Raw genomic sequence first — 24164 nt, 5'->3', positions numbered from 1 at the left:
AGCGGTTATTACAGCTTGCGTGCGGCGAGGTCACTCAGGTGGGACCGCTCGCCGTGGATGAGATTGACGTGTGCAAAGCAGTCCTCACCGCGCATCCGCTCGATCATATAGGCGAGGCCGTTGCTCCTGCTGTCGAGGTAGGGTGAGTCGATCTGCTGCACGTCTCCAGTGAAGATCATACGGGCGTTGTCGCCGGCGCGGGTGATGATGGTCTTGATCTCCTGGGGTGTGAGGTTTTGCGCCTCATCGACAATGAAGATCACGTCGCCGAGACTACGACCACGGATGTAAGCTAGTGCCTCGACCACTAAGCGCTCATCGCCCAGCATGGCATCGATCTCCTGTGCAGCGGCAGACCCGGTGCCGAGCTGTGACTTGATCACATTGAGGTTATCAAAGAGAGGCTGCATGTAGGGCATGATCTTCTGCTTATAGTCCCCCGGGAGGAAGCCGATGTCCTTGTCGGCAAGGGAGACGATCGGTCGGGCGAGGAGGATCTGACGGTAGTCCTCGGCCTGGGCGAGGGCGGCGGCGAGGGCGAGCAGCGTCTTACCCGTACCTGCGGTACCGGTGAGGGCGACGAGGGAGAGGGACTGGTCCATCAGCACGTCGAAGGCGAGCGCCTGCTCGGCGTTGCGCGGGGTGATGCCGTAGTAGCTCTTCTTCTCCACCGTACGGATGGTCTTCGCCTCGTTGTCCACGCGACAGAGTGCGGAGGAGTTGGGAGCCTTGAGGACAAAGGTCTGATTGGGCACCACGATGACCGGCAGGGAGAGCTCCTCCACGGGGACACCCTTGCCACCGGCGACGTAGAGGCTGTCCACGGCGCTATCATCGGCGATCTCTATCTCGTGCTGCTCGGGCCGATTGGGGTCCTCCTGCCTGATCTTGTCGGTCGTGTAGTCCTCCGCCTCGAGCCCGAGGGAGAGTGCCTTGAGTCGCATATTGACGTCCTTGCTCACGAGCACCGTCTCCTCACCGTGACGCTCGTCCATCAGCGTCAGTGCGGTGGAGAGTATGCGGTGATCCTTGATGTCCTCTCCGAAGGCTGCCTGCACCTTGGGGTGGTGCTGTCCCTCGGTGAGGATATAGACGCGCCCGCCGTCGGCATTGACTGCTATGCCGTTGGTGATGAAGTCGTGGAGCTTGCTCCCCTTCTCCTTCGTATCCTTCTCCGTCTCCTCCTCGATCGCCTTGTCGACGATGCGGGTAAAGGCACGCGCATTGTAATTGATCTGCTCGTAGCCTTTCTTGAATTTATCCACCTCCTCAAGGACGGCGATGGGGATGTAGACGTTGTTTTCCTGGAAATTCTTCACGCACTGGTAGTCGTGAAGGATCACGTTGGTATCGAGTACAAAATTCTTCTTAGCCATGATTATTCAATTTAGTTAGTGTATCCTTCGACACAAATGTAGCGAAAAGAGATCCAATTGTACATTCAGCCTGTGGTTTAAGAAAAGGATTGCTCGAGGGCGGAGCGGGTGATGCCGACGGAGGAGAAGCCGCCATCGTGGTAGAGGTTCTGCATCGTCACCTTGCGTGTCAGGTCGGAGAAGAGCGCGACGCAGTAGTCCGCACAGTCGTCCGCATCGGCATTGCCGAGAGGCGACATCCGGTCGGCAAAGAGACGCAGCTGCTCCATCCCCTCGATCCCCTCACCGGCAGTGGTCGCCGTGGGCGACTGGGAGATCGTATTGATACGCACGTGGCGCGCCTCGCCATAGATCAGCCCGAAGCTCCGGGTGATCGACTCGAGCATCGCCTTGGCATCCGCCATGTCGCTGTAGTCGACAAAGGAGCGCTGCGCCGCAATGTAGGTGAGCGCCACTACTGACCCCCACTCGCTAATGGCATCGAGCCGCTTGGCGACCGAGAGCATCTTGTGGAAGGAGACGGCTGAGATGTCGAGGGTCTTCTCATAGTTCTTATAGTTGAGTTCCCCGTAAGGGACCCGCTTGCGGATGTTGGGACTCATGCCGATGGAGTGGAGCACAAAGTCGATCCTCCCGCCCAGCTGCTCCATCGCCTGCGTGAAGACCTGCTCCAGCTCCTCGACCGAAGTGGCGTCCGCCGGGATGACGATGCTCCCGGTCTCCTCAGCCAGCCTGTCGAGCGTGCCGAAGCGCAGCGCCGCGGCGGTATTGGAGAGGGCAAGCGTGGCGCCCTCCTCATGGCAGCGCTCTGCCACCTTCCAGGCGATGGACTTCTCATTGAGTGCCCCAAATATGATCCCCCTCTTCCCCCTAAGCAATCCGTATGACATGATAATCTATGGCTTATGAAAAACGACTCAGCAAAGTTAAGTATAATGCGCTACACCCTACCGCCCCGAAGCCCGATGAGAGCCCCCATTTCTATTACCGGTAATAGACGACACTATAGTCGGTATTAGTGACGACTAATACCGGTAATAGTTTGGACTATTACCGATACTAATTCTCATCCCTGTCCGCCTGCTTCACTCCCAGCTCATTACCACTCCCTCCAGATCCTCGTTATGTCATCTCGGATGGGTGGAAGTGGGTACATTGCCGGAGAGAGATAATTTCGTACCTTTGCGGAGCCTTGCCTCCTGAGGGTAGGGCGGGTGGCGAAGAAGCTGTCCCTTGCCGAAATAGCTCAGTTGGTAGAGCGACGCATTCGTAATGCGTAGGTCACGAGTTCGAGTCTCGTTTTCGGCTCTCCCTCCCCCGAGAGCGTCTGCGGATGATTTTTATCCGTGGGCGCTCTCACTTTTTGGAGGTGGCGGGTAGTAAGGGTATATTTGCGAGAGGTACTGCAACCCCTAAGTATATGCTTTCTCTATGACAAATGTCCTCCAAGTGCTCTCCCCGGAGATGAGAGAGAGCCTCCGATCGCAGAATATCTGGCCAGATCAGGTGCTCTACCTGACTCGGTCGGATCAGCGGCTTGATATGTTTGCCCTCGGGCAGCGCCACTTCGAGATCTTCCTGCAGACCGAGGAGTACTTTCGTCAATTGGTGTCTATGGCGGACCGCAAGGAGCGTAGTGCGGGCTACAACGTGCTTCCCCGCAAGTTTCGTGCGGTCCTCTATGAGTCCGATGACACCGCCGAGTCGCGTCGGCTGCTCTTAGCCCTGCCACAGACCGATATCCCCGGGCTGCGGGATCTCTACCCCATGCTGATATGGACCACGGATGAGGAGCAGAGCCTGATGGAGAGCCTAGGGGATGACATCGCCCTCCAGGCCTACCGAGACGGCTATATGGATGGCATGCCTATCGTCGCTCTGATGACCGGGGAGGTGCTCGCAGATGAGGATCCCCGTGGTGAGGAGAAGGAGAGACGCCGGTCCGAAGCGATCCCGGAGCAGCTCTTCGCCACCATCGACGACGAGGCAGAGGTGAGTGAGACGGTGCAGGCGGAGATGAGGGAGAGGGATATCCTCCCGGAGGATCTTCTGCCGATCCGGGTTAGTGATGAGACAATGGATAGTCTCTCAGAGCAGAGGGTCCACGGCATCCTCCTGCGCTACGATGACGAGAATATGGATCGGCTCTACCAAGAGGCTGTATCGGATAGTCCCCTCGATACGGACACCCGCACCCCCAGACCCTTCAAGGCCTGCTTACTGAGGGACAGTCGAGGGACAGAGAAGCTCTACAGGCTGGAGGCTCCGCCCAAGTTAGATCCGGACGAACCGGAGCGACCACTTTTCTTCCCACACCCCTCCATGCACGAGGAGATGGAGGAGGCTATCCCTTTCCTCTCCATTGTGGCAACGGTGGATGCCGAGTACCTCTGCAGCTTAGGGCTGACGGAGGAGGATGCCTACATCTTTATCCCCCTACGCCTCTCAGAGACAAGTGACGACACGCAAGATCTATTTCACTTATGAACTATAGGAATACCCTCACCCTCTCAGCGGTGATGACCCTACTCCTGACTCTTAGCTGCAGCAAGACTATAGAAGAGGGGACTCCCAACTACCCGACCAAGCTAACCGACCTCGTGGACCCCTGGATCGGGACCGGAGGACACGGGCACGTCTTCCTTGGGGCGAGTGTCCCGCTCGGGATGGTTCAGCTCGGCCCCACCTCCGTCACGGAGGGCTGGGACTGGTGTAGCGGGTACCACATCTCCGACAGCACGGTCATAGGTTTCTCCCACACCCATATGAGCGGAACCGGCATCGGGGATCTCCTCGACCTGACGGTGATGCCGGTGACGGGCGAGGTAACGCCGGGGCGAGGGACGGCGGACGATCCGGCGAGCGGGCAGTGGAGCTACTCCGACCGGAGCCGCGAGGTGGTCCACCCGGGCTACTATGCCACCCGGCTCACCCGATACGGCATTGACGTAGAGCTGACGGCGACGAGCAGGGTGGGACTGCATCGGTACTCCTTCCCCGAGGGAGCAGAGCAGCCGGGGATCATCTGGGACCTTGCCAATGGAGGAAACTGGGACCGGCTGACCAAGGGCGAGGTAAAGCAGGTGAGCGATACGAGAGTGGAGGGGTACCGCTACTCCACCGGCTGGGCAAGGGATCAGTGGATCTACTTCGCTGCTGAGCTCTCCACCCCGATCCGCGCCATCGATTACGGCACCAGCCCCACGCCGGGGAAGGAGAGCGACGTGCCTTACAACTATGCGTACATTCACTTGGAGCAGCCGACGGAGCCGGTTCTGCTGAAGGTCGCCCTCTCTCCCACCTCCACGGAGGATGCGTGGGCCAATATGGCAGCCGAGTGCCCCGGGTGGGACTTCGACAGCGTCCGCAAGGCCGCTGACGAGGCGTGGGAGAAGGAGCTGGGTCGGATGCGGATGGCAGCGAGCGACTCTGCCACCCTCGTCACCCTCTACACCGCCCTGTACCACACCCTCATCACCCCCTCCGACTATAGCAATGCGGACGGGTCTTACCACGGTGCTGACTTCGCCAAGCACGCCGACCCGGGCTACACGACCCGCTCGACCTTCTCCCTATGGGACACCTACCGAGCCTTTCATCCACTCTTTTCCCTGATCCAGCACGACCGCATGGGAGACATCGTCGGTACGATGACGGCGATCTCACGCGAGGGGGGCAAGGTGCCGGTCTGGCACTTCTATGCCAATGAGACCAATACGATGGTGGGCGATCCCGGCATCTGTGTGCTTGCTGATGCGATCGTGAAGGGGCTCTGCGAGGAGCCCGACTCGGTCTACCAGGAACTGAAGAAGACCGCCCTCCTTGACGAGCGGGGGAAGGATCTCCGTCGCGAGTACGGCTACATCCCCTACGACAAGATGCGCGAGAGCGTCGCCTACGATATGGAGTACGCGATCGCCGATGCCGCCCTTGCTGAGGCAGCGAAGCACCTTGGGCACGAGGAGGACTACACCTATTTCCTCAAGATGAGCAAGTCCTACCACCATCTCTTCGACCCGGTCACCGGCTTTATGCGGGGCAAGGGCAGCGATGGCGAGTGGCACACCCCCTTTGATCCCACTGCCTCCAAGCACCGCGATGATGACTACTGCGAGGGCAATGCGTGGCAGTACACCTTCCTCGTCCCGCAGGATGTGGAGGGGCTGGCGGGCTGCTTCGGCGGAGAGGAGCAGCTGATCGCCAAGCTGGACAGCCTCTTCTCCATCTCCTCGGACCTGACCGGTGCCGATGCTTCGCCTGACATATCCGGTCTGATTGGTCAGTATGCGCACGGCAATGAGCCGAGCCACCACACCATCTACCTCTACAGTGTCCTCGGGAGGCAGTCCAAGGCGGCACCGCTCCTCCGCCAAGTGATGACGGAGCTGTACCATGCGGCACCGGACGGACTGTCGGGCAATGAGGATGCGGGGCAGATGAGCGCCTGGCTCCTTCTCTCCGCCATCGGGCTCTATCAGGTGGAGCCGGCGGGCGGGCGCTACTACTTCGGCAGCCCGATCATCGATGCGGCGGAGCTGAACGTGCGAGATGGGCACTTCACCATTCGCGTGCACGACAATAGTGCGGAGAATATCTACATCCAGAGGATCCGGCTCAATGGCGGAGACTACACAAAGCGCTACCTCGACTATGAGGACATCGCTCGCGGGGGGATCCTCGACATCTATATGGGGAGCGAGCCCCGAGACTTCTGAGAGACAATGGTTATGAGTCAAAGAAAGAAAAAAAGATTAGTGGTGCTCACCGGCGCCGGTATGAGTGCCGAGAGCGGTCTCAGCACCTTCCGTGATGCGGACGGGCTGTGGGAGAACGAACCTGTCGCCGAGGTGGCCACCCATGAGGCGATCCTGCGCGACCCGGCACGCTGCATCCGCTTCGCCAATAAGCTCCGCCTCGGCTGCGCTGCCGCTCAGCCCAATGCCGGACACAAGCTCCTCGCAGAGCTGGAGCAGGACTACGACGTCACCATCGTGACGCAGAATATCGACGATCTCCACGAGCGGGCAGGGAGCAGCCACGTGATCCATCTCCATGGTGAGCTGATGAAGTGCTGCACCATAGACGACCCCGAGACGCCGCTTCCCCTCCCGGACGGCAAGTTGGAGATGCCCATCGATGCCACCGACCGCAGTGGGCGACGGTTGCGGCCCTTCATCGTTTACTTCGGTGAGGGGGTCCCCCGCATGAGCGATGCGATCCGCGCCACTACAGCAGCAGACATTTTTCTTATCATCGGTACCAGCCTCGTCGTCTACCCCGCTGCCGGTCTCTCCACCTGCGCCCCGGACGGGATCCCGAAGTTCCTCATCGACCCCAAGCCGGTGCCGGTGCCGGGCGACTTTGAGCAGATCCACGAGGGCGCCTCAGCCGGCGTGCGCCACTTTGTCGACCTCCTAAGAGAGCGAAATCTCTGAGTGGTATGATAAAGGAGAAAAAGAGGATGGACTGGGCGCGACTCATGGCGAGTGAGCGCTTCGGTCAGGAGGGGGCGGCGGCCGAGCAGCCCGGGCGAACCGACTACCAGAGAGACTACGATCGGCTGATCTTCAGTGCCCCCTTCCGCCGGCTGCAGAATAAGACGCAGGTCTTCCCCCTACCCGGGCAGATCTTTGTCCACAATCGCCTCACCCATACGCTAGAGGTCTCCTGCGTCGGTCGCTCGCTCGGCAATGCCATCGGCCGTGCTGTCAAGGCTGAGGAGCCGGAGCTGCCCTTCGACTTCTCCGACGTCGGTACCGTCGTCTCCGCTGCCTGCCTGGCGCACGATATGGGCAATCCCCCCTTTGGTCACGCCGGCGAGCGGGCCATCCACGCCTACTTCACCGAGGGCACCGGCACCCGCTGGCGGGACTGCCTCGAGTCGGAGGGGGGACGATGGGCCGACTTTGTCCACTACGATGGCAATGCCAATGGGCTCCGCCTACTGACCCACACCTTCTGCGGCAGACGCCCCGGCGGATACGGTCTCACCTACGCCACGATAGGCTCCTTCATCAAGTACCCCTACACTTCCGCCAAGGAGTGCGAGACGGGGAAGTTTGGCTGCTTTGCGAGCGAAGAGGAGACCCTACGGCAGGTGGCAAGGAGGCTGGGGCTGCTGGAGATCTCCAACGGCGAGCACCCGGAGTACGCCCGTCACCCTCTGGTCTACTTGGTCGAGGCGGCGGACGATATCTGCTACCAGATCATGGATCTCGAGGATGCGTATAAGCTCAAGATCCTCTCGCGGGAGGAGTGCACCGCGCTGCTCTACTCCTTCCTCACCGACACAGAGCGGGAGGAGGCCGGTAGGGTGATCGATCAGCTCTCGGACGACAACGAACAGATCGCCTACCTCCGCGGCAAGGTGGTCAATCGCCTCACCCTCTCCGCCATCGACACCTTCCTCGACCACCGGGAGGAGATCCTAAGCGGCACCTTCCACGGCAGCCTGATCGGTGCCATGGAGGAGCGACAGCGGGAGGCGTACAGAGCGGCGCGGGAGGTTGCCTTTGACCGCATCTATTACGCCAGTGAAGTGCTGGACATCGAGCTGGCGGGATTCCGGATCTTCTCCTCACTCTTAGACAACCTGATCGAGGCGCAGCTCCACCCTGAGAGGGCCTACTCCAAGCTTTGGTTTAATCGCATCCCCTCCCAGTACGACATGTCGTCACCGACGCTCTACGGCAAGATCCAGTCCGCCCTCGACTACATCAGCGGTATGACCGACGTCTACGCCCTCGACCTCTACCGCAAGTTTACCGGCATGAGCCTGCCCGCCATTTAAGCAAAAGGATAGTAATGGAAAGAAAAGACTTCGAGATCATGGCACCCGCCGGCAGCCGGGAGTCGCTCATAGCGGCGATCCAAGGCGGTGCCGATGCCGCCTACTTCGGCATCGAGGGGCTCAATATGCGGGCCCACTCCTCCAAGAGCTTCACGCTCGAGGACCTGCCTGAGGTGGCAGCCCTGCTCTGCGACCACGGGATGAAGAGCTACCTCACCGTCAATACGATCATCTACCCCGAGGATATGGTGCGGATGCACGAGATCATCGACGCCGCTAAGGCCGCCGGCATCTCAGCCATCATCGCCACCGACATCGCCACCATGGCCTACGCCTACGAGCAGGGGGTGGAGGTCCACCTCAGCACTCAGCTCAATATCTCCAATGTCGAGGCGCTCCGCTTCTACGCCCGCTACGCTGATGTCGTGGTGCTTGCCCGCGAGCTCACGCTGGACCAGGTGGAGCTGATCCATCGTGCGATCGAGGAGGAGCATATCTGTGGTCCCAAGGGAGAACTGATCCGCGTCGAGATGTTTGCCCACGGGGCGCTCTGTATGGCGGTGAGTGGCAAGTGCTACCTCAGCCTCGGGGAGATGAATAAGTCTGCCAATCGGGGCGAGTGCAATCAGATCTGCCGCCGGAGCTACCTCGTCACGGACGATGCAACAGGGGACCAGCTCACGGTCGATGGCAAGTACATCATGTCGCCCAAGGACCTCAAGACGATCCACTTCCTCAATAAGATGATCGACGCCGGCGTCAGGGTCTTCAAGATCGAGGGTCGTGCCCGAGGTCCGGAGTATGTCCGCACAGTGTCCGAGTGCTACGATGAGGCGATCCGGGCCTATCTGGACGGCAGCTACGGGGCGGAGAAGATAGCCGGCTGGGATGAGCGACTGGCGACCGTCTTCAATCGCGGCTTCTGGGACGGCTACTACCTCGGCCAGCGGCTCGGCGAGTGGACCGATCGCTATGGCTCTCACACGACTCTGGTCAAGGTGGGCATCGGTCGCGTCTCCCACTACTATGGCAAGATCGGTGTGGCTGAGCTGGTGCTGGAGAGCGGCTACGTCGAGGAGGGCGAGCGGTTACTGGTGACCGGTCCGACGACCGGGGCGGTCTTCTTCGAGGCTCGTCAGATGCTCCTCGGCGACAAGTCTGAGCGGAGGAGCCGCATCGACGAGATCGGCATCCCCTTCAGCGTAAAAGTTCCGGAGGAGGTGCGTCCCGGGGATCGGCTCTTCGTGATGAGGAAGCGGAAGAAGGAGAGAGGAAGCAAGTACTTCTAACCCATGAGACGCAAGACCTATATCTACCTCAGCCCCGTGACAGCGGTCCGCGACTACGAGTGCGACCTCCAGGGCGTTGTGAATCATGCCAATTACCTCCACTACTTAGAGCATGCCCGCCACCAGTTCCTCCGCATCGTCGGCGACAGCTTCTCGAGCAAGCACGATGAGGGGTTTGACATGTTTGTCACCCATGCCGAGCTGGACTACCGTCAGTCTCTCCGCTCGGGAGACACTTTCGTCGTCGGAGTCAATCTATCGAGGAGGGGCCCTCTCCTTATTGCCGACCAGGATGTGATCCGCGAGAGCGACGGCGTGGTGGTATGCTCCGGTCGGGTCCACGTCGCCGGTGTGCAGGATGGCCGACTAACGCGGGGGGAGTACTTCGACTTCCTCGTCGACTATTGCGACAAGCACCTCAAGTCTCTCCCCTTCCCGTGTCCCTCTCACTGACCCCTGCACAGCTTGCTCTCCTGCGACTGACGATGCTCCCGGGTGTCGGCTCCACCATCAGCCACGCCCTCCTCGAGGACTTTGACAACCATCCGGAGCGCATCTTCGAGGCGACGGCAGACGAGCTGGCGCAAAACCCCAACATCCGCCCCTCCTTAGCTCGGCTCATCCGATCTGATGACTCACTCCGAAAGGCTGAGGAGGAGCTCCGGACGCTGAGCGAGAGAGCAGCGGTGGGAGAGACGATCACCCCGCTCTTTTATGGAGAAGAAGGATACCCTGAGTATCTGCTCAATTGTGCCGATGCGCCCCTTGTCCTCTATGTCAAGGGAACCCTCCCGACCGACGGACCAATGATCGCCATCGTTGGCACCCGCCGGTGTACCACCTACGCAGCTGATGTGATCGAGCGGATGGTAGGGCACTGGGCGGAGCTGAGGCCCGACCTGGTCATCGTCAGTGGACTCGCCTACGGCGTCGATGCGCTCGCACACCGGGCGGCACTCCGGCACGGCCTCCGCTCCGTCGCCGTGGTGGCGCACGGACACTACACGCTCTACCCCTCCCGCCACAGAGACCTCGCCGCAGAGATGATCCACAACGGTGGAGGAGTGGTGACAGAGTACGGCTACCATACCCGAGCTTTCCCGCAGCACTTCGTCCTTCGCAATCGCATCGTCGCCGGGATGACTCGCGCCACGGTCGTAGTGGAGAGTGCCCGACGAGGCGGAGCGCTCATCACGGCCGGTCTCGCTCTCGACTACGGGCGATCGGTCTTTGCCGTGCCGGGGCGGATCTTTGACTCCACATCAGAGGGGTGCAATTGGCTCCTCGCCAGTGAGCGAGCCGCCTGTCTCACCGATCCTGACTTTCTCCTCGATGAGCTGAGTCTCCTCCCCGATCGATCCCCGGCGCAGCGGCTCCCCTTCTCCTCCGAGACCGAGGAGGGGGAGGAGGATCCCATCCTGAGAGAACTCCGCGAGGCGGGACCGCTGACCCTCAATGACCTCACCCTGAGGCTTGGCGAACAGGCCGGGGCACTCTCCGGGCGGCTCTTCGAGCTGGAGCTCTCCGGCAAGGTCCGCTCCCTCCCAGGCGCCCGCTACGAGCGCACTATGTGATGATCTCAGACTAATATCGGTATTAGTGAAAACTATAGTCGGTAATAGGTGACTCTAATACCGATAATAGATAACACTAATACCGATAAAAGAATGAGCCGATCGCTACCTACTGATATCCAGCATGGTGTGTGGATGGTCATTCCGAGGTCAGGAATCGGCGGATTAACCGGGTAGGTTCTGATGCCTCAGCCCCCCCTCCCCCCATCCGTAACCAGAGGAGTGGAGGGAAGACTATTGACGCAAAAATGCTACATTTGTGCCGGTACAAAACACAGTGAAACATATCATGAGATCATTTACCCTCTCTGTCGTGCGTAGCGTCGTGCTGATGGCGACGCTCCTGGTGACGCTGCCTGGTCAGGCAGTCGTCCATGAGACCCCCAAGCCGGTCAAGAATGTCATCCTCTGTATCTCGGACGGCACCTCCCTCGCCACCCTCTCGCTGGCGCGCTGGTATCAGCGTCTGACCGATGCGGAGAAGCAAAACCTCCTCATAGATCCCTATCTCTGCGGGACCATCCTCACCTACTGCTCTGACTCGCCCATCGGCGACTCCGCACCCACCACCAGCACTTATATGAATGGAGTGCCGGGGCTTGCCGGTCAGGTGAGCACCTATCCCGTTCTCCACGATGAGGCAGACCTCCTCCCCTACGACTCGCTCTGGCAGAGACGCCCACTCGTGCCGCTCTGGCAGGCGCTTCGCATGGAGCAGGGACGCAAGACCGGTATCGTGGTGACCTGCGAATTTCCCCACGCCACCCCTGCTGACTGTACCTCTTCCTCGTACAAGAGGAGTAAGTACGACTGGATCGTTCCCCAGATGGTCCACAATCAGATCGACGTCCTCTATGGCGGCGGTGCTTCGCTCATAAAGCCTGAGTACCGCAAGTACCTCGAGGAGCGCGGCTGGAGCGTCTTCACCGAGCCGGGTAAGGCGGCGCTTGACTATCAGGGAGAGAAGGTATGGGGTCTCTTCGCTCCGATGGATATGCCCTTTGACCTCGACCGAGACCCCGCCGTGATGCCCTCGCTCGAGGAGATGACGAAGAGTGCGCTCCGGGTCCTGGACACCAATAACGACAAGGGTTTCGTCCTGATGATCGAGGGGTCCAAGGTGGACTGGGCTGCGCATGCCAATGATCCTGTCGGCATGGCGACCGAGTTCCTCGGCTTTGATCGCGCAGTCAAGGCAGCGATCGACTTCGCAAAGAAGGATGGCAATACCGTCGTCCTGATGACCGCCGACCACGGCAATAGCGGTATCGCCATCGGGACCGACAACCTCGGTCACACTTATGCTCAGACGCCGGCGTCCAAGCTCTTTGGTCCCATCACGCAGATCAAGCTCACCGCATCCGGTCTGGCTGAGCGCCTGATTGCCTCTCCGGAGGAGCAGATCGAGCAGATCTGGCGGGAGGTGACCACTCGCGAGCTCCCCGCAGACCAGCTGCCGATCGTCCGCGCACTCCGTCAGTACGAGGTGGACAGCCGAAGTGCTGCCACTCAGCCGGCTGAGGTGAGGAAGAAGGTGCAGCTCTCCGACTACCTCTCTGCTGACCTGATCGACCACCTGAAGTCGCTGTACGCCTCCTCTCTCGCCGGGTATATCTGTCGCGCCTACACCGACATGACCTATATCGTCTTCACCACCCACGGGCATACCGGTGAGGAGGTGTTCCTCGGCTGCTACCACCCGGACTTCGAGAAGCGACTGGTGGGCTTCAATACCAACCTCCAGCTCCATGACTACCTCCGCACGCTGACAGCGATGCCACAGACGATGAAGGAGATGTCGGACAAGTACTTCGCCCCCCACACGGAGGTCTTTGCGGGGTGCAAGGTGACGCTCAAGGGCGACCGCGCCGAGGATATGGTGCTGACGGCGAAGAAGGGCGGTCACACCTACGTCATCCGCGCCTTCTCGACCCTCTACACCGTGGACGGCAAGCAGAGGGAGCTGCCCATCGCCACAGTCTACAACGACGAGACGAAGACCCTCTATCTGCCTCGCACCCTCTGAGGATAAGGCAGCATGACCAAGGGGTGGATCCATGGTCGGAATTATAGGGATCTCGACGGTATGGAGCTCTACATCATCGAGCACGTGCCGACGATCTACCCCTTGGACTCGCAGGGACGTGTGCTCCTCCGTGACACCTCCCTCGAGGAGATCGAGCAGCAGCTGACTAGGCAGGGGTGACGCATTTGAGTTTTACAGCTATGAAGAACGCACCTCTCCGAGGTGCCTCCCCTACCTATCCTCTCCTCGCTCCGCCCGGCGGTGCACCCTGAATGGGGTGCCTCCCCGTCCGACCCGTCCGAGAGAGCCCAGACCTGCCGGCGGTGCACCCCTTGCGGGTGCTCGCTCCATAGGCATCGGTCATCCGCGAAGCGGTGACCGATGTGCAGCGCCCTACCATTGCATCACGACCCCGACAGGGGTCGCCGAGCAAGCAACCACATCCCGGCGACCCACAAGGGGTCGAGCCATCATGTATGCGCCTATACATCGGTCATCGGCACTTCGTGCCTCGACCAATGCCTATGGAGCGGGCATCCTTGCGGATGCCGGCATGCTGAGGGAGAGCTGGTGAGGGAGGAGAGAGGGAGGGAGAGAGGAGGAGAGAGTGTGAGGGAGGGCGGGAGGAGGGTGTAGGGAGGGACAGCAGGTCCATACCCAGCGCCGTCCGACTTGTCCGACTCGTCCGACCCGTCCGACTCGTCCGATAGAGCTCAGCGCCGTCCGACTCGTCCGACTTGTCCGACCCGTCCGACCCGTCCGATAAGATAGGCCCCCCCCCCTACTTCTCAGAGGAGCGGTAGGAGCGGCGGGCGCGGCTCATCCGCTCCCGGATACCACCATTCTCCACAAACATCTCCTGCTGACGCTCAATCAGGCGGCGCAGCATATAGGTCGCCTGGTGGATCAGCGTGATAGCGAGATTGGCAAGCTCCTCATCGCTCATCCGCTCGAAGATCCCCGGGCAGTCACCGAAGATCTCCTCGCTCCGCGCATAGGCGCGTAGCCGATCGTAGCGCGGGTGACCGGGCCCCCAGCCGGGGAGACCTCTCGTCCTCAGGTAGTCCTCATAGTCCACAAGGAGCTCCTCCAAGCTCGCCTTAGCGACACTGGTGAGCTTGATCTCAGTCTCGGAGGAGTGAGTCCCGGCGGCACTCCCCTCGGCGATGTTCTGCTTCCCGGAGCGAGCCGCCTGCACCATCTGATCGATGGTGCGGTCGTACGCCTTCAGATAGGTGTGAGCAAAGTGATAAGTCAGGTCGTAGATCAGGGTGGTCACCCGATAGACCTTCAGGCTGCGATAGCCCCCGCGCTGTGGTAAGAAAGGTTTCGTCATACCCAAATATACCCCCTTTCCAGAAATACCCCATAGCGATCCTATCGGACAGGCGCGCTATCCTATCGGACGGGCGCGCTGTCTTATCAGACGAGCGCCTATCATATCGGACGAGTCGGACGAGTCGGACGGCGCGATCTCTTCCTCCTAGATCGGCAGGGAGGACGCCAGGGAGCCAGGATGGGAGCCGAGCTGCTGGTGCTGTGCAGGAGAGCCGGGAGGGGGAGTTGTGAGGGGCAGCTGGGAGGGAGCTGCAGGTCTATACTCAGCGCCGTCCGGCTTGTCCGACAGAAGCCCCATCCCGTCTGACTTGTCCGATAGAGTCCCCATTGTGCAGGGAGGAGACCCGGAGAGACCGGAGGAGACAATGCCCCCCGGCGGTGGGCGTATCTTTGCAGCAGCTCCTCGGGACACCATATTATAGAGGCAGCGAGGAGCGCTCCGGGTGGGGCGCTCCTCGCTGAGAGAGGGGGACCTACATGAGAGAGCAGCCCTGCATCCACGAGGATGCAGGGCTGCTCTCAGTCAGCTAATAAGCCGATGCTATTGATCAGCGACGAATGTACGTCTCCCAGTCGCTCTCCTTAAGATTATTGAAAGGGCGAAGAGCAATTGGTGCACTTCTATTGCAATAATCAGCATATCTCTGCTGGAATCCTGCATTACCCGGCTTAAGAGTAAAAATGGGATAGTGAGCTTGTGCTATGTATGTGGTACTAACTGCCCATCCTTGCTCTCCCCCTCCTGAAGAAAGCGGTGTTTTGTTAGTTACTCCAAAGATGGTCACATAACGGGCATTCTTTTCACTAATCAAGCGATATTCAGTATTCACAAAGTGACGAGCGAAGTTGGGTCTGAATCGCTCTACATTGTACCTAGAATCGTTTAACACTTTTGTGGAAGAGTAGCCGGGTGCGGGTACGGAAAATCCATACGGTGTGGGGTCAAAGACGGTCTTATCGGTCGAACGATTCACACTTAATCTGGTTTTATTCGCATTGTTTTCATTTCCAACGGCAGCACCGCCACCCCATAGTCCATAATATGGGAACGATGCTGAGCCCAAGAAGCCAATATTAGAAGCAGTACCTTTACCCCCCTCTGTAAGCCACTGCTCTCCACGTCCACTCCCAACAACGACCATGGGATTCTCAATAGATTCCCTCATCGAGATTGTTGTATTCTTATGTAATTTAAAAGAGACTTCCTTACCATTGTCGCCCACAAATCGTGAGGGAGGGGTTTTTGCTCCGTGCCACCTTGGGAAAGGATCCTTTCTCCCGAATTGATAACTCATCCCAATCGCCCTATAGTCAAGGTCACGGCGACCTGAATCATCATTAGTAACTCCTAGCAAGGTGTTGTCCCAACCTTCTGGCATCTTAAAGGCACCTAAATCATACGGCCAAGAGTAGATATCCGGATACCAATAATCGCTATATTCTTTATCGTTAGTCTTAGTCTTATCATAGAATGTGACAGACCCATTACTAATCGTAGATTCAAAGCCATTGTTTTTGGGGATACCGGTGCCGTTTGGTGCTATGCTTGCGGGTCTGTAGAGCATTAAGTGGAAGCTCCAGAGTATGGTCTTCTTATTCTTTTCATCCGGATCAAGGATGATAGATCTGTTATTATCCACCTTTTTCTTCTTAGTTGAGCGGACGGCAACCACCAGGTTTCCATAGTTCTCTGACCCATCCTTACCCGGCATTAGGAAGATATATCGCTCCCCTGCCAGTTGTAGGTCGGTAAGAAGTCTAAGAGGAGCCGTGCCATCGGCCTTTACAGGGTTTCGATCAGCTGCTGATTCTCTCTCCGTAACACTCTTGATATCAGTCCACAGCACCTCTACATCTATATCATCATCCTCATCGAGGCGATTTAGAGAATTACGCTTTTTATACGTTTCCCATGACTCGGAACCAATACACGCATTGTGATCATCAGAAATCACATAGTCACTTTTACCAAAATTAGCCGGCGCATCCATATACCGCTCATAAAAGTCTGCAGCGTGATTAATACGCGAAAGAGGTATAAGTACCCCACTATAGCCAAGCGTCAGAGGGTAGCAATTAGCCTCCGGGAGGAAGTAGCCGGCAACAAAATTGGTCTGGATCTTAGTGACCTCCTTGTGATTAGCCTGCTGCTTGTCGTAGAGTGGGAACTTCCACTCCAGTGACTTCATTGTGGTACAAGCGACCCACATCACATGACCATAGATGATCTTGAGGGCATCGGTCTCTGCCGCCTTAAACTTGAGCGGAGATCCATTTGGCGTGGGGGCTTCCTCTGTCTTAACTCTCCTCCAGTTGTTCGTACTGTTATTGGGGTCGTAGTCTTCGTAGTCAAGCAGAACGAATGTACCATCCTTATCATAATAGCCGGTGACCATGGGGAACTTAGAGGACCCGTCGGCATTAGCATTCTCGCGACTCCGTGCGGACTCGTCGATCATCTGATTATCCATCCAGATGATGTAGGGGATGTTACTGCGGACGTAGAACTGCTTGTCCGTGCCATCCATAAAGTAGGTGGCGGCATCACCCTCGCTTATCATAGGATTGGTAAGCTCCTCATCCTCGTAGAAAACAATATTGTACTCCGTCTGACTGATGGCGAGCGTTGCCTCAGCCTTCTCACCGGATTGCTCGGTGATGAAGTGGTACTTATTCTGTCGCGTCTCGAAAGGATTCTTAGGGTTGCTGAGAGGATCCGCGGTGACCTCAAACTCATAGACTCCCGTGGAGACCTCCTTAGCTGTCTCTATAGGCGGTCGTGAGGGTGAGGTCGCAGCAGCGCCCTTAAAGATAAAGGGGGCCTTGGTCTCATCATTTACAGCCGAGATACGTGCGGCAGGTGTGACCCTGACATAGAACTTCATCTTACCTACGGTGTAGTCATTGTCGGGAGTCTCCTTACCTCGCTCGTCGAGCTCGATGTATTGTAGTGGCTTGGTACACTCGAGGTCAGAGAAGATAGCTATCCTTAGGTCAAGGGTATTGAGCTGAGTAATGTCGAGATTCCAGCGCATACGTCCTGCCTGGATATAGGCTCCGGAGAAGTCTCTCTTCGTCGTCGTAGACTCTGTCACCTCGAAGGTCACAATCTTCTCACCGGTAGCATCGGGGTCGCTTGGCTCAGTGGACTTGACCGTGACCCAGTCAGGTAGCCCCTCTACTTTAAAGCCCCCGGGCCATGAGGTCTGGACCTTAGTGGAGAAGGTGCCGCCATTCTTGTGAAACAGCAGCTTATCATTCTGCACGCCGAGCATGTACTGGCCGTCGTAGACGACATTGGAGAGTGTAGACTCGTCCCATACCACGACGTTGTACATAATGTTGGCAGCCGGACCCTCCTTGGCCTCGTCTTCGCTGTCGAAGCCGAGGCCACCGATATTCCGGATATCCACCTTGTAGCGGTAGTTGCGGAGGAGGGGGAGGTAGGTGTACTTGGCGGTCGCCTCATCGCCCTCACGCTTGAGGAAGTCGACACGGAAGAAGGTCTCACCCGAAGCACCACCGGTCTTGATCTTGTCGCTTTCATCGACCTCGTCGTACTGTAGCTTGAGGATCAGATAGGGGCGCTCCAGGTACTGTTTCTTTGCTTCGGGTGTGGTCTCCGTCCCGCTCTGAGTGGCTGCGGGGTTGTCGGTCTCAGGCACATAGATGACGCGCTTGAGGAGATTTTTCTCCGCCTTATCCGCCTTATAGGTGAGGTCCTGCTTATCTGGGTTAGTTAGTAGAGTTGGGGCAGTTGCCTTTAGCTTATCACCGTCTAACTTATAATTATCCTTTGCAGGCGCTACCAGTCCCTTGGACGAGGCGTTGTAGAACTTCGTCTCTAGGAGCGTCCACTTCACCTTCTTAGAACTCTTATTGGCGGGGTCTACAATGGTGGAGATGAGGTCGGAGGCGGTCTCATCGAAGTCGCTGTCCTTGCCTGAAGTGCCTACCGCAGACATATTGAGCCCCACATCCACACGTGCTACGGCACGGAGGAGGTGGATGGTCTTATCCAGCTTAGGGACAGGCTGAGTATCGGTCTTTACCTCTACCTGGGTTACCTCACCAAACATAGGGATGCCTACGCTAGAGAAGTCGGTAGTCTGGTCCATGGAGAACTCGAAGGTCTTAAGGATTTCGTCCTTCTTACCTGACACCTCGCGTCCCTTTTCTTTCTCGGTAAGGTTGGCAAGCACGACGATCCCGAGTCCCTTTCCGGGCTTGATCTGTACGATAAGGTTACCCTCCTGCATGTCTTTGGTGCTGCGTTCGATCTTGGTCAGGGGAGCATCGTACTGATACACGTCGTTGCTATCGAAGATCATCACCCGGGTGGTGGCGAGCTTGAGCTCACTCTCCTGATCCACCGACAGGGCAGCACGGGTCTGGGGCGTCCTGAGTGCAGGGGTGTCGTAAGAGAGAGACACCGTGACAGCGCCATCCAGACGATCCGTGACGTCATCCCCGATCTGCTCCGGGGCGGTGGGGTCCGGCTGAGTGCGGTCTAGTAGCGTGTCTCGACATCCGACGAGGGAGAGCGCCAGCAGGAGGAGTGCTCCCAGCGAAGCGACATATCTCGTGTATAATGGTTTCATGTCAGTATATGTACGTATCATTATTATATATATTGTATCGTCAGCGAGACAGCCATAGGTAGTCCAGTGTCGTCTGCGCAGACGGGCTCTTCGGATAATCGCTTACCAGGGGATATCTACCGGCTTATCCTCCCACGTGTCGACGGTGTACTCGGCGTTGCTCTGCTTGACCTCGAGCTTGCTGCCGTAGAAGGTGAGGTCGATGTGGTAGATCGTATTGCGGCGGATGGAGTAGTAGTCTGCGGCATCCTTCTCGTTGTGGATCGGGATACGATAGGTGAGGATCTCGCCACTGCCGTCGAGCTTCTTGAACTTCAGCTCCAGCCGTATCGACTTGTCCTTGTCTGTGACACCAGGGAGGTAGATCGCGGGGAGGTAGAGGTGAAATGCCTTATCTTCTGTGTCCTTGTAGACCTTCGTGTAGAGAAGAGGCTGCTGCCAGAGTATCCGTAGTCTCCCGGTGGCTCCGTCATTGACAAACTTCTGCCATGAGTAGCTCTCGGAGGGGTTGCTTCCATCCTCCATTATAGGATTGGCAGGCGTGCCTGGCGAGATCGAGGGCGCTTTGAAGTCGCTCGCTCTCGGCAGACCGGCAGGGAGTGAGGTATACTCGCCCGGGACGGGGAGTAGCGGATACCAATACTTATTCCCTATGGAAATATTGTACGCCAGGACATTGAGCTTATGGAGCTTGTAGTCGGAGGGGCGGTAGGTCTCACCATCGGCCTCGGAGAGGTAGTCAGTGAGCTCCATATCCTTGGCGGTGGTGAGGGTGAGATCGACGCGGGCAAAGAGACGCTCCATAGGGATCTCCGGAGTAAGCTCCACCGGCTTGCTGAGGTCTATAGAGGAAGGGACAGAGAGCTCTCCCATACCTATGATGGGGAAGTCGTTTTCGTAGGACGAGGTCTGGCTCTCCTCAGCGACGAAAGAGGTATTGGGTGAGGTCACTCCCCTCAGGTCGGCCAGCGTCTTGACTTCATTCGCCGTAAAGCCTGTTACTTTACCCTCCAAAGCCTTCGAATTTGCTATGGGGTAGAAGGTGTAGTCACCCGGGAGGAGGCTCAAATCCATAGTGACGACACCCAGCTGTTCGTCAAGGATAGTGAGATATTTCGCCTTGATATTGGTTCCGGAGAGCTTACCATTATTAACCTTCCCCGGCTTATACTCCGGATCGGTGTAGTAGATCAGGCGCTCGATCTTGTCGCTGCCCCGCTTGGTAACGATAAGGAAGAGGCGGGAGATGCGCACCTCACCCCCTGTGCCGGGCTTGGAGCGGGGCTGCCAGTCGTCGGTATGCTCATTGACGACCTTGCCATCGACATTAGCGCGGGTGCCGGCGGGGGCACCGCCATAGGGGGATACCCGGGCGGTGATGCGGACAGCCTGCTCGCAGCTGCCGGCCAGCTCCTCCTCGGTGGGGGCGATGGACTGGTGGCAGGCGGTGAGCCCGCCGACAAGAGCGAGGATAAAGGCGTAGAGCGCCACTCTATGGGGTAGTAGTCGAGTCATAATCATTTATCCTAAAGTCACGTTGCGGTAAACCAGGTTCCACTGCTTCACAGTGACCGCCACCATCATCCATGTCCCTTGGTCGGTAGGCTCGAGCTCGACGCTCATATCGATGTTACGCTGACAGAAAATCGCCTTCGTCTGAGGGGTGAGACTGAAGTACTCTCCGAAAGTGGTCTCGTAAAGGACCTTACCCTCGCTGTCGCTCAGCGTGAGCTTCGTCTCCGCTGCTCTGTCAGCAGCAATGCGGAAGAGATCCATCGACACTGTGCCAAAAACCTTGTCGCCAACGATGCGGAGGGGCTGACGGTAGGTCACCTCACCAGCCTGGAGGAGACCACTCGCGAGGAGGGCATTCTCCGGCGTGGTCACCTCGAGGGTGTAGGCTCCGGTGGGGAGACCCTTGACGGAGAAGTTGAGCGTATGGAGCTTCTCCTCCATTCCCATCAGCAAAGTATCGGTGACGGTACCCTTAGATGCGTAGTCGGTGTTGTCGTACTTGTCACTGATCCCATACCAGATCTCCGGCAGGTCAGCCCGCGTCTGCGGCGTCGTCTCGAGGGCGAGGAGCAGCTGATCTATAGAGATGACTTCATCGAGACGATAGGGGGTAAAGTCCTCGGCAAGGAGGGTGACGAAGGTGAACTTCCCGTACTCTCGCACCACCACATCATAGAATGCACTCTCGGTGGTGGGAGGCGTCGTCTGATCGGGGAGCTCCAGCTTGACCCTCGAGCCATCGGTGCGAAAGGCCATCACACGGAAGTCATGCCCCTTGGCAAGCGGGGCATACTTATCTGTCACGTTGCCCCCACAGGGATCGGCATACTGCATCTGCAGTCTGACGATCTGCGGACAGTCGCTCAGATCCTCGTAGACGCAGGGGTGGCAACTTGTGAGGAGCAGTCCCATCATCGCCAGCAGCGAGGTCACTATCGTGATCGGTAAAAGTCTCTTCCTCATATCTGTCTCATGGTATCCCATGCACATACACTTACTTCGCTTTGCTCCCCCTTAGTGGATGGGGAGTATCATTCTCTATATCGTGGGCAGGTGGGCGGTCAAGCCCGCCTGCCCTATGCCGGCTAAGCGCCGGACTTAGTTGGGAAGATCTCTATCAAGAGATCAGTGCTTAGAGAGGGTAACGTCGCGATCAACAACGTTCCAGGGCTTAGCCTGGGTGAAGAAGGCAGCGAAGGTCTCAGCCTTATCCCAAGAGGGATCACCACCATCAGGAGGAGTGGTAGGCTCGTCGGGGTTATTGGGCTTCGGGATGTTCGGATCCTCCTCATCGTTAGGATCGTAGTTCATACCCACCTTCTCGAAGGCAGTTACCTTCAGGACATAGATGTTATTACGACGGGTATCAGCGTAGATAGTGGTCTCACCACTCTTCACCTGGTTCCAGGGCATACGATAGACACACTTACCATCCTTATACATGTAGGCCTTCTGACCGGGAGCGGACTTGCTGGCTGCTGCAGAAGCTGCAGAGTCATAGAATACCTGGTCCTGCTCACCGAGGAAGAAGGTGGTGCCGGTAGCGAAGTTCCCTACGGGAGCCATAGAAACCTCAACGCGGCCCTCCTTACCGCCCTGATCCTGATCCTTAGAAGCACCAGTTTCAGGGTCAAAGTACTTACCGGTACCCTCCTCAGCGACAAACTTGAAGGTAGCCTTCATGACCGTCTTCGGTGTGTATACACCGTAAACCTTTGCATAAGCATTACGGTGAGCACCGAGGTTAGCCTTAGCAGAGGGGTTCTTTACAGAGTTCTCGAAGAAGTAGAAACCACGTTTAGCTAGCTTGCTGCTATAGTCAGACCAATCGGTAACGAGAGCGAGATCAGTCTTCTCAGCGAGCTGGAACTTTGCACGGTTTTCTGCATCAGTCGTTTCGTCATCATCGTAGCTTGCGGTGGTCACAACGTTATCGACAGAAGACGTGAAGCCTTCGTACTTATTGGCAGTGCTCATCTCACGCTTACCCTTGTTGTTACCAAAGACGTAGGTCTGCTTAGCACCCATGGCGCCACCATACTTCAGACTAGAGAGGTCACCCAGATTGTCAGTAGTAGTGTAACCACCCTCTGAATTAGCGGTAGCACCATTGACTACGACACCCTGAGCAACGACACGCTCCACGTCAAGCTGGAAGCCGTTGGTTTTGGCGTCAGGAGCATTGAGTGCATTGACATCCTCCTCAGAGATGTTTTTCTTGACTTCGAAGCTCTTGACCTCAGAAGTCATGACGAAACCGTTATCGTCGCTTGCGTAGTCAGCAGCCATCTTGCCAGCAGCGGAGAGGTACTCCGGAGCCTCAGTGACGAGCGCAGGCATAGCGAGAGAGCCCTTATTGATGATTAGGGCGTAGGGACGGGTCCCTGCGGTGGTCTTGAAGGCCTTGGTCTTGTAGTAGTCACCGGACTTCTTGAAGTCAGTGTTCTCTTTCGTGAAGTCCATTACCGGATCGGTGGAGAGAAGGGTGATGCCCTTGACAGCACCCTCAGCATCACGGCCGATGTTATCAACCTCTGCACGCAGAGGACCCTTGGTGGAGATGGTCAGAGAGGCATAGGTGTTGCCCTGAGCGACCTCAGGAGCAGCGCTGTTGTTGGTTTTGTTGCAGGCTGCAAAGCTGAAAGCTACGAGAGCCGCTGCAACGGTTGTTGTTACTTTTCTCATAATGTTTTGAGTTAGTAAAAAAGAAACTGTTGTTAGTAATATAGTAATGTATAATAATGTCAGTAGAACTAGGGGGGATGAGCAGAGAATCTGCTATCGCTATCAGGCAACACCTAACCTAATATCGGGATTAGGAAAACCTCCGATCTGATCGGGGACAAATCTCGCATCATTACAATCTAAGGTAAAACCTCAATATGCAGTGCAACTGTAACGCTTTGTTTACAATTCTACACCTCTTAATAAAACAAAAACAATCATGAAATGAAAATACTGCACCTTTCCCGCTACAGGACAGGCAACCGAGAATATGCTAAAGAGATTACTTCCTTCACAACAGAACATTATACTGATAAACATAATGTAAAAAAACGACCAAATAGACAAGCTTGAGCCTGTTTCGGGCAGGTCGGGGGGCGAGACGGATTATCGGACAGGACGGTATATGCCCCAGGAGAGGCATCTACACATCACATTGGGGATCAGTATGTAGCGATCGGCTAATTCTTTTACCGGTATTAGAGGCGGGTCACCCACGATGCGCCTTATAGATAGGAGGTCGCTCCCTCCGACGATCACCATTACGACCGACCCCTGGCGGGGTCGAGGGGAATCTTCCGGTCATCCTATCCCGGGGTCGTCCCCTCGTCGGACGGTGCGGATGGGGCAACGATCCCTTCGCAGGAGTTATGGATCCCGACAGGGATCCCCGCTTCATAGCCACAGGTCGAGCCGCGATAGCGGCGATGACCTGTGGGCAGATCGACCTCTTGACCTCGACCCCGCCAGGGTGTCGCACTCACCAGTCAGTCAATCAGTGCGACACCCTGGCGGGGTCGCGGGATCGATTACGATATCTGATCCACGGGTCGTCGGGGCTACGCCCCTCCGACCTGTGGCTAGGAAGCGGGCACCCCAGAGGGGTGCTTCCTCACCGCTAGGCGCACTGTCTTACTTACCGGACGGGTCG

Annotated in this window: 17 protein-coding genes and 1 tRNA gene; 10 read left to right on the top strand and 8 right to left on the bottom strand. The window is 57.6% G+C overall.

All coding sequences use genetic code 11. From position 1 onward, the window contains the following. Positions 1-8: 8 nt before the first annotated feature. Entirely contained in the window at positions 9-1376 is a 1368-nt protein-coding gene (locus tag B088_RS05265) for a PhoH family protein (protein ID WP_018107373.1), read from the bottom strand. A 77-nt stretch (positions 1377-1453) separates the two neighbouring features. Then, entirely contained in the window at positions 1454-2266 is an 813-nt protein-coding gene (locus B088_RS05260) for an enoyl-ACP reductase FabI (protein ID WP_018107372.1), read from the bottom strand. 345 nt (positions 2267-2611) lie between these two features. Here B088_RS05260 and B088_RS05255 point away from each other — a divergent pair. The 10 genes from B088_RS05255 to B088_RS08595 all read left to right on the top strand — a co-directional run bounded on the left by B088_RS05255 (position 2612) and on the right by B088_RS08595 (position 13235). Then, a tRNA-Thr gene (locus B088_RS05255) sits at positions 2612-2684 on the top strand. 123 nt (positions 2685-2807) lie between these two features. Then, positions 2808-3863, top strand: coding sequence for a hypothetical protein (locus B088_RS05250; protein WP_018107371.1), 1056 nt, complete (start codon positions 2808-2810; stop codon positions 3861-3863). Beyond that, entirely contained in the window at positions 3860-6091 is a 2232-nt protein-coding gene (locus B088_RS05245) for a GH92 family glycosyl hydrolase (protein ID WP_018107370.1), read from the top strand. Before B088_RS05250 ends, B088_RS05245 begins: the two co-directional genes overlap by 4 nt. Positions 6092-6103: 12 nt before the next feature. Then, complete coding sequence (locus tag B088_RS05240) at positions 6104-6811, top strand: Sir2 family NAD-dependent protein deacetylase (protein WP_038973950.1); 708 nt, start codon at positions 6104-6106, stop codon at positions 6809-6811. A gap of 26 nt (positions 6812-6837) precedes the next feature. Beyond that, positions 6838-8166, top strand: coding sequence for a dGTP triphosphohydrolase (gene dgt / locus B088_RS05235; RefSeq protein WP_026170509.1), 1329 nt, complete (start codon positions 6838-6840; stop codon positions 8164-8166). A gap of 14 nt (positions 8167-8180) precedes the next feature. Continuing rightward, complete coding sequence (locus tag B088_RS05230) at positions 8181-9455, top strand: peptidase U32 family protein (RefSeq protein WP_038973947.1); 1275 nt, start codon at positions 8181-8183, stop codon at positions 9453-9455. A gap of 3 nt (positions 9456-9458) precedes the next feature. Further along, the gene (locus B088_RS05225; RefSeq protein WP_018107366.1) at positions 9459-9908 is read left to right on the top strand and encodes an acyl-CoA thioesterase; all 450 of its coding nucleotides are present in this window, start codon (positions 9459-9461) and stop codon (positions 9906-9908) included. Continuing rightward, positions 9893-11029: a DNA-processing protein DprA gene (gene dprA, locus B088_RS05220; RefSeq protein ID WP_018107365.1), complete on the top strand. Its 1137-nt coding sequence runs from the start codon at positions 9893-9895 to the stop codon at positions 11027-11029. Before B088_RS05225 ends, dprA begins: the two co-directional genes overlap by 16 nt. A 289-nt stretch (positions 11030-11318) precedes the next feature. After that, complete coding sequence (locus tag B088_RS05215; RefSeq protein ID WP_018107364.1) at positions 11319-13055, top strand: alkaline phosphatase; 1737 nt, start codon at positions 11319-11321, stop codon at positions 13053-13055. 12 nt (positions 13056-13067) lie between these two features. After that, positions 13068-13235, top strand: a complete 168-nt coding sequence (locus B088_RS08595) for a hypothetical protein (protein WP_018107363.1) — start codon at positions 13068-13070, stop codon at positions 13233-13235. Positions 13236-13548: 313 nt separating this feature from the next. Here B088_RS08595 and B088_RS08590 read toward each other — a convergent pair whose 3' ends face one another. The 6 genes from B088_RS08590 to B088_RS05185 form a co-directional block, all read right to left on the bottom strand. Then, entirely contained in the window at positions 13549-13710 is a 162-nt protein-coding gene (locus B088_RS08590) for a hypothetical protein (RefSeq protein WP_018107362.1), read from the bottom strand. Positions 13711-13836: 126 nt separating this feature from the next. Continuing rightward, on the bottom strand, positions 13837-14391 hold the full coding sequence (locus B088_RS05210; RefSeq protein WP_018107361.1) for a four helix bundle suffix domain-containing protein: 555 nt from the start codon (positions 14389-14391) through the stop codon (positions 13837-13839). 550 nt (positions 14392-14941) lie between these two features. After that, positions 14942-18994, bottom strand: coding sequence for a BACON domain-containing protein (locus B088_RS05200; protein ID WP_018107360.1), 4053 nt, complete (start codon positions 18992-18994; stop codon positions 14942-14944). A 102-nt stretch (positions 18995-19096) separates the two neighbouring features. After that, positions 19097-20509 carry a hypothetical protein gene (locus B088_RS05195; protein WP_155802327.1) on the bottom strand — a complete coding sequence of 471 codons (1413 nt, stop codon included), beginning with the start codon at positions 20507-20509 and terminating at the stop codon, positions 19097-19099. A gap of 6 nt (positions 20510-20515) precedes the next feature. Continuing rightward, positions 20516-21472, bottom strand: coding sequence for a FimB/Mfa2 family fimbrial subunit (locus B088_RS05190; protein ID WP_162137998.1), 957 nt, complete (start codon positions 21470-21472; stop codon positions 20516-20518). Between the two features lie 162 nt (positions 21473-21634). Further along, positions 21635-23194 carry an Mfa1 family fimbria major subunit gene (locus B088_RS05185; protein ID WP_018107357.1) on the bottom strand — a complete coding sequence of 520 codons (1560 nt, stop codon included), beginning with the start codon at positions 23192-23194 and terminating at the stop codon, positions 21635-21637. Positions 23195-24164: the final 970 nt, after the last annotated feature.

Origin of the sequence: Porphyromonas bennonis DSM 23058 = JCM 16335 (assembly GCF_000375645.1) — a bacterium.
Lineage (GTDB): Bacteria > Bacteroidota > Bacteroidia > Bacteroidales > Porphyromonadaceae > Porphyromonas_A > Porphyromonas_A bennonis.
Note: the sequence above shows the minus strand (reverse complement) of the source record. Positions and strands in the feature narration are given on the sequence as shown.